The sequence below is a fragment of the Pannonibacter carbonis genome (assembly GCF_003012935.1).
Lineage (GTDB): Bacteria > Pseudomonadota > Alphaproteobacteria > Rhizobiales > Stappiaceae > Pannonibacter > Pannonibacter carbonis.
Map to the genome: position 1 here is coordinate 1 of NZ_PUDR01000028.1, position 7,462 is coordinate 7,462.

General features: G+C 63.7%; 4 protein-coding genes and 1 pseudogene. All 5 read right to left on the reverse strand.

All coding sequences use genetic code 11. The features are described from left to right. Window positions 1–226: 226 nt before the first annotated feature. Window positions 227–3,133, reverse strand: coding sequence for an EAL domain-containing protein (locus C8348_RS21760; protein ID WP_106755418.1), 2,907 nt, complete (start codon window positions 3,131–3,133; stop codon window positions 227–229). A gap of 31 nt (window positions 3,134–3,164) precedes the next feature. Further along, the gene (locus tag C8348_RS21765) at window positions 3,165–3,803 is read right to left on the reverse strand and encodes a GNAT family N-acetyltransferase (RefSeq protein WP_106755414.1); all 639 of its coding nucleotides are present in this window, start codon (window positions 3,801–3,803) and stop codon (window positions 3,165–3,167) included. Between the two features lie 19 nt (window positions 3,804–3,822). Beyond that, a complete protein-coding gene (locus C8348_RS21770; RefSeq protein ID WP_106755415.1) occupies window positions 3,823–5,109 on the reverse strand; it encodes a M16 family metallopeptidase in 1,287 nt (428 codons plus the stop codon). A gap of 181 nt (window positions 5,110–5,290) precedes the next feature. Next, window positions 5,291–6,697, reverse strand: a complete 1,407-nt coding sequence (gene thrC, locus C8348_RS21775; RefSeq protein WP_106755416.1) for a threonine synthase — start codon at window positions 6,695–6,697, stop codon at window positions 5,291–5,293. 184 nt (window positions 6,698–6,881) lie between these two features. Further along, window positions 6,882–7,349: pseudogene (locus C8348_RS21780) on the reverse strand (YqgE/AlgH family protein); the annotation flags it as partial. Between the last annotated feature and the right edge of the window lie 113 nt (window positions 7,350–7,462).

Genomic DNA, 7,462 nt, shown 5'->3' on the forward strand with positions numbered 1-7,462 from the left:
GAAACACGCTATTCTCATGACGCATGACATTGACCTCCTGCCCGTGTCCAGACCGTCGCTAAACGCCTGAACACGAGTAGAATCAATGTCATGCACCTTGTCCAGAAACTTAAACCGGACAGCAGTGGCACAAGGCGGGGATGACCGAAGAGGATTTGGCGGCCGCCACATGTCATGGCTGACCGGCTAGAGGAACCGGTACATCAAGCTCACGCGCCGGTCGATCTCACGCCGGCTGCGCGTCATAAGCCTTGCGGATATAGGCGGTCGCTTCGTCGGCCGACATCGCCTCGCCGAAGAAATAACCCTGCGCATATTCACAGCCCAGCTGCAGCAGCTCGAGCGCGTCGGATTCCCCCTCCGCGCCTTCGGCAACAACCGCCATGCCCAGGTCATGTCCCAGCGCGACGATGGAGCGCAGGATGACAGGCCGCGCGGCGCGGCCATTGGGGCGCACGAAGGACTGGTCGATCTTGATCGTGTCGAACGGGAACCGCTGCAGATAGCTCAGCGAGGAATAGCCGGTGCCGAAATCATCCAGCGACAGGCCCGCCCCCAGCGCCCGCAGGCGTTCAAGCACCTTGGCCGAGTACTCCGGGTTGGCCATGACGATGGATTCGGTCAGTTCCAGCTTCAGCGTGCCCGGCGCGATGCGGCTGCGCGACAGGATCGCCTTGACCTCGTTGATCAGATCATGCCGCAGCAGCTGGCGCGAGGAGATGTTGACCGAGACAAACAGCGGCACTGGCGTGCGGATCTTGTCCTGCCACTCGGCGAGCTGGCGGGCGCTCTTGGTCAGGACATAGAGGCCCAGTTCGTTGATCAGGCCTGACTGCTCGGCAATCGGGATGAATTCGCTTGGCGAAATCTGTCCGCGCTTGGGATGTTTCCAGCGTGACAGCACCTCGAAACCGGCAACGGACTGGTCCGACAGGCGCACGATCGGCTGGTAGAACACGCCCAGTTCGCCATCCTTGATCGCCTTGCGCAGGTCGCCTTCCAGGTCGATGACATTGCGTCCGAGCGGACGCAGGATCGGGCGGAACACTTCCTGACGGTCACCGCCGAGGCGCTTGGCGTGGTTCAGCGCGATCTCGGCGTCGGTGACCAGTTCCTCCGAGGTCTGCTTGCCGCCGTCATGCAGGGCAAAGCCGATGGAACAGGTGAGGAAGACCTCGCGGTCGCCATAGGTGATCGGCGCGCGCACGGCCTTGCGCAGCGCATCGGCCACCTGGGCAATGCGGTCAGCTTCCTGCTCCGACAGAAGGATCAGGCCATACTGGTCGCCGTTGAGGCGCGCCAGCGAATCCTGCGGCTGGATCAGGCGGTCAAGCCGGCGGGCGACAGTGAGCAGGATCGAATCCCCCGCCGACAGGCCAATGCCGTCATTGATCTGCTTGAAGCGGTCGAGGTTGAGGATCAGCACGGAAGGCTTGATCGCACCATCGGCGCGCGCCCGGGCCAGGGCCGCATTGAGCCGGTCCATGAACAGTTCGCGGTTGGCGAGCCCAGTCAGGTTGTCATGCACGGCGTCATGCAGCAGGCGCTCTTCGGCGGTCTTTTGCTCGGTGATGTCGAGCAGCGTGCCGACACAGCGGATGACTTCCGCATCCGAGCCCAGGATCGGACGGGCGCGCAGGCGGAACCAGCGGAAATGGCCATCCTCGGAACGCAGGCGGAAATCCTGCTGCACCTTGCCACGGCGCTGGTCGATCACCGCATCCAGCGTGGCGCGGAAGCGGTCGCGGTCCTGCGGATGCAGCACGTCGAGCCAGTCACGCGCCGGACCATCCAGCGTGCCATGGCGCAGGCCGAGCAGATCCTCGACCTCATGGCCGGTGTAGATCCGGTCGCGGTCGATATCCCAGTCCCAGATGATGTCGCCAGCGCCCGTGAGCGCAAGCGCCCGCCGCTCGACGTCGGAAATCAGCCCCTGCACGATGGCGCCGCCAGCAAAGGCGTGCTGCATCACCGTAAAGCCGATCAGGAGCACCACCAACACCAGCCCGCCGCCAAGCGCCGGCTGGACGATGTCATTGGCGATGACACCGGTGACGGTCATGGCGGAGCCGATCAGCCAGACGATCAGCAGGAACCAGGTCGGGATCAGCATGATCGCACGGTCATAGCCCTGCAACGCAAGCACCAGCACCGTGGCAAAACCGATGATGCCGATCATCCCGAGCGCCAGGCGGGCGATGCCGGCGGCAATCGAGGGATCCCAGACCGCAACGCCCAGAAGCCCCAGCAGCAGGGTCAAGGTGCCAAGCGCCATATGCGAATAGCGGATGTGCCAGCGGTTCAGGTTGAGATAGGCATAGAGAAAAATGATAAGGCTGGCGGCCAGCATCACTTCTGCGCTGGCGCGATAAAGCTGGTCATCCCCTTGCGTGAGGTTGAACACCCGGCTCCAGAAGCCGAAGTCGATGCAGAGATAGGCAAGCACCGCCCAGGCCAGCGCAGCGGTGGCCGGAAACATCACCGTGCCCTTGACCACGAAGAGAATGGTCAGGAACAGCGCCAGCAGGCCGGAAATACCGAGGATGATGCCGCGATAGAGCGTGTAGGCGTTGACCGTTTCCTTGTAGGCGTCGGGTTCCCACAGACGGATCTGCGGCAACTCCGGGGTCGTCATCTCGACCACGAAGGTGACGATGGCGCCGGGGTCGAGCGTCACCAGGAAGACGTCGGCCTCAAGGCTTTTCTGCCGCTCAGGTGCGATGCCCTGGCTGGGCGTGATCGAGGCAACGCGCGACTTGCCAAGATCCGGCCAGAACATGCGCGAGCCGACCAGCTGGTAGAATGGCGCAACGATCAGCCGGTCGATCTGTTCGTCCGAGGTGTTGGTGAGGGCAAAAACGGCCCAGTCGTTGTTGACGCCATCGCGCGAGACCACCTCGATGCGACGGACGATGCCATCCGGCCCAGGGGCAGTGGACACCTGCAGGCGCGGGCCGGAGGCACGATAGAGGTCAATGGCGCCGGTCAGTTCCAGCGCCTCGACATCGAGCGGCACCGGGATCGGCTCAAGCGCATGGGCACGCCCGGCAACAAGGAGCGCAAGCACAAGCACCAGGAACACGGCGGCGCGGCGAAGCACATGACTTACCGGCCCGGAAACAAAACCAAGCATGGGCGGAAGAACTACCGGGTTGCCACCCATGTCACAAGGGGTCTTTCATGACGCTGCCGGTCCATTGTGGGGAGAACGCACCGGCAACCTGCGGGTCATCGGCAAGACGGGCGAACAGCAGGTGGTCTTGCCACTGTCCGTTGATGTGAAGATAGCGGCGTGCATAGCCCTCCTGGACGAAGCCGTTCCGGCGCAGGATGCGGATGGACGGCTCGTTCGAGGGAAGGCAGGCGGCCTCGATCCGGTGAAGCTGCAAGACGTCAAAACAGAATGGCGTGATCAAGGCAACACCCCGGGTCATGTAACCTTTTCCAGCGAAAGGCGCCCCCATCCAGTAGCCAAGGGAGCAGGCCTGCGACACGCCGCGGCGGATGTTGGACAGGGTCGCCCCGCCAAGCAACCGGTCATCGCCAGCGGAAAACAGGAAGAACGGATAGCTGCGCCCTTCCCGCCGCTCGGCAGCATAGCGCCGCAACCGGCGACGGAAGGCCGAGCGGGTCAGGTCATCGGCCGGCCAGACTGGCTCCCATGGAGTCAGGAAGCCCCGGCTCTCCTCACGCAACTCCGCCCATTGCCGATAATCGGCCATGACCGGCGGGCGCAGGTAGACACTATCGCCCTGGAGCAGCGGCTCGGCTTCCGAAACCCCGAAGGAGCGAAGCAGGGCCATGGCTCGGGAGCCGCCGCAGTCAGGCCGAAGCGAGGTGGCGAACCGGCTTGCCCAGCCGCTCCGTCACCTGATCGAGGGTCAGCATGGATCCGACCGGACCCAGGGAGGTCAGCGTCGGTGCGGTGTTGATGAAGGTCTTCAGCGCCACCTCGCGGACACTTTCCGCCGTCACCGCCTCGATGCGTGCGGTGATTTCCTCAAGGCTCAAGGTGCGGCCGTGGATCAGCATCTGGCGCGCGATCTGGCCGGCGCGGGCAGCGGGGCTTTCCAGCGCCATCATCAGGCCGGCACGGATCTGGGCCCGGGCGCGGGCAACTTCCGCTTCCGAAATGTCGGCGCAAGCCCGCTCCAGTTCGCCGAGCAGGACCGGCATCAGTTCGCCAATGTCATCCTCGCCGGTCGCGGCATGAACGCCGAACAGGCCGGTGTCATGGAACGCCCAGTGGAAGGCATATATGGCGTAGCACAGACCACGGCTTTCGCGAACCTCCTGGAACAGGCGCGACGACATGCCCCCGCCCAGCACGGACGCCAGGATCTGCGCGGCATAATAGTCCTTCGATTTGTAGGGCTGGCCCTGGAAGCCGATCAGGATCTGCGCTTCCATCAGGTCCTTGACCACGCGGCCCTCGCCGCCGTGATAGACCGCCGGCTCGACCTCGCGCGCCGCTTCCGAGCCGAGGCTCCCGAACTGGTCATTGGCGCGGCGCACCAGGTCCTCGTGATCGACGGCGCCGGCGGCAGCCAGCACCATGTCCGGACCCCGGTAGCGTTCCGCCAGATAGGCCTCAAGCGCATCGCGGGAGAAACTGGTGACGCTTTCCGGGGTGCCAAGAATCGCCCGGCCCATCGGCTGGCCCGGCCAGGCTGTGGACTGGAACAGGTCGAAGGCCTGATCATCGGGACTGTCCTGGGCCGCGCCGATTTCCTGCAGGATCACGTGCTGCTCGCGGGTCAGTTCCTCCGGATCGAAGGCGGAGTTCTGCAGGATGTCAGCGAGAAGGTCGACGGCCAGCGGGACGTCTTCAGCCAGCACGCGGGCGTAATAATTGGTGTGCTCGACGCTGGTCGCCGCGTTCAGTTCCCCGCCAACGGCCTCGATTTCTTCGGCGATGGACCGGGCCGTGCGCGTCTTGGTGCCCTTGAAAGCCATGTGTTCGAGAAGGTGCGTGATGCCATTCTGCTCGGCGGTCTCGGCGCGCGAACCGGTGCGGACCCAGACGCCAAGCGCGGCAGTGCGCAGGTGCGGCATCCGGTCGGTGATGACGGTCAGGCCATTGTCCAGCCGGGTAATCTGTACATCCATGCGCGTCCTCCCGGCGAGGCAACGGAGGTATCAAACCGGTCCACACTGCACCGGTCCGCCTCCGCCCTCGTCTTCTCGTTCTCATTGCCGGCGTCTTTCGAGACAGGCGCCGGTCTGATTGGCAACGGGCACCTAGGCCCGTCAGTCCGTATTTGGGCGCTCCCCGTTTCCGGGTCTCTCCTCAGGCGAGGCTCTTGACCGCGCGGGCATTGGCCTCGATGTGCTTTTCCAGTTCTGCCAGATCCGCCGGCAGGATGGTCTGCCGCTCCGGCGCACTCATCATCGGCTGCAGCATGTCCGGCAGGGCCGGATGAATTCCGGTTGCAGCCTTGACGGCAACCGGGAACTTGGCCGGATGTGCCGTGCCCAGCACCACCATCGGAATACCTGGCTCATCAAACGCCTTGGCGACATGGGCGCCGATGGCGGTGTGTGGATCGAGCAAATATCCGGTGCCTTCCAGCGTTCCGGCGATGGTTGCGGCGGTCTCTGCCTCGTTGCAGCGGCCACCGGCGAATGTCTGCAGCATCTCGGCCAGCGGTCCCGGCGCGATGGAGAAGCTGCCGGACTGGCCAAGCGAAGCCATCATGTTGCGCACGGCGGCGCCATCACGGCCATGCACTTCGGCCAGAAGCCGCTCAAAATTCGACGAGACCTGAATGTCCATGGACGGCGAGATAGTGGCATTGACGCCGCGCGTCTCATAGCGCCCTGTTTCCAGGGTGCGGACCAGGATGTCATTGACGTTGGTGGCGATGACCAACTTGCCAACCGGCAGCCCCATACGCATGGCAGCGTAGGCGGCGAAGATATCGCCGAAATTGCCAGTCGGCACCGTGAAGGAAACCGGGCGAGCCGGGCCGCCAAGCGCGGTCGCCGCAACGAAATAGTAGACGATCTGGGCCAGGATGCGGGCCCAGTTAATCGAGTTGACGCCCGAAAGGCCAACCCGGTCGCGAAATGCGAAATGGTTGAACATGCCCTTCACCAGCGCCTGGCAATCATCGAAATTGCCCTTGATGGCCAGCGCATGCACATTCGCTTCCGTCGGCGTCGTCATCTGCCGGCGCTGCACGTCGGAGACGCGGCCTTCCGGGAACAGGATGAACACATCGGTCCGCTCGCGGCCTCGGAAGGCCTCGATCGCCGCGCCGCCGGTGTCGCCTGAGGTTGCGCCAACAATGGTGGCGCGCTGGCCGCGCTCGGCAAGCACATGGTCCATCAGCCGCCCGAGCAACTGCATCGCCACGTCCTTGAACGCCAGCGTCGGGCCATGGAACAGCTCCAGCACGAAGCGGTTCGGCGCGATCTGAACCAGCGGTGTCACGGCGCTGTGACGGAAACCGGCATATGCTTCGTCGATCATGCGCTTCAGGTCGGCCTCCTTGATGGAGGTGCCAACGAAGGGCCGGATCACGGCCAGGGCGACATCGGCATAGGGCTTGCCGGCGAAACCGGCGATGGTGGCTGCGTCGAAGACGGGCCATGTCTCGGGCAGATAAAGCCCGCCATCCCGGGCGAGGCCCTGCAGGAGCACATCCTGGAAATCGAGAACGGGTGCTTCGCCACGCGTACTGATGTATTTCACCGGGTCGGATTCCTTGTCATCTGCCTTTCAAGGCATCAGCCTTTCGAGGCATCTGCCTGTCGACCTCCTCATCCAGCCAAGGCTGCCTGGCCGGAGACGAGACTATTCCATGGAAGCGACCCTTAAAATAGATCGCAAGTCGGCGCAAACGCCATTTGTTGCAAATGCCGCAGGTGCAGGCTCGTCAGGCATGGCCGGCATCGGTCGAGAGCATTGCCGGATCAACGCCAAGCCGCCACAGCGCCCGTTCCCATTTGGCTGTCTGGTCCGGATCAAAGATCAGCTCCGCATCCGCCGGGCCGGTCAGCCAGCCATTGGCCTGGATTTCATGCTCCAGCTGGCCGGGTGCCCAGCCGGCATAGCCGAGGGCCAGCATCGCCCGCGAAGGGCCACGGTCCTCGGCAATGGCGCGCAGGATTTCGAGCGTCGCCGTCAGACAGATGCCGTCGTGAATGGGCAAGGTCGCGCTTTCAATGAGGAAATCATCCGAATGCAGCACGAAGCCGCGTTCCGTCTCGACCGGTCCGCCGCGATGCACATTCATGCGCCGCAGCCGGGGCGGCAGGTTGATCGCCTCCGCCTCACGCACAATGCTGAGTTGCAGCAGCAAATCCGCGATCGACAGATGCGGCGAGGGCTGGTTGTGCATCACCCATTTTAATCTACTATTATATTGAATATGCTATATATTAATACTTTTTGAGAGTAGGTGGGGACGTCGTTCGGGGTATGTAGGTCGTGCTCTAGTATGATCATCACGCTTGA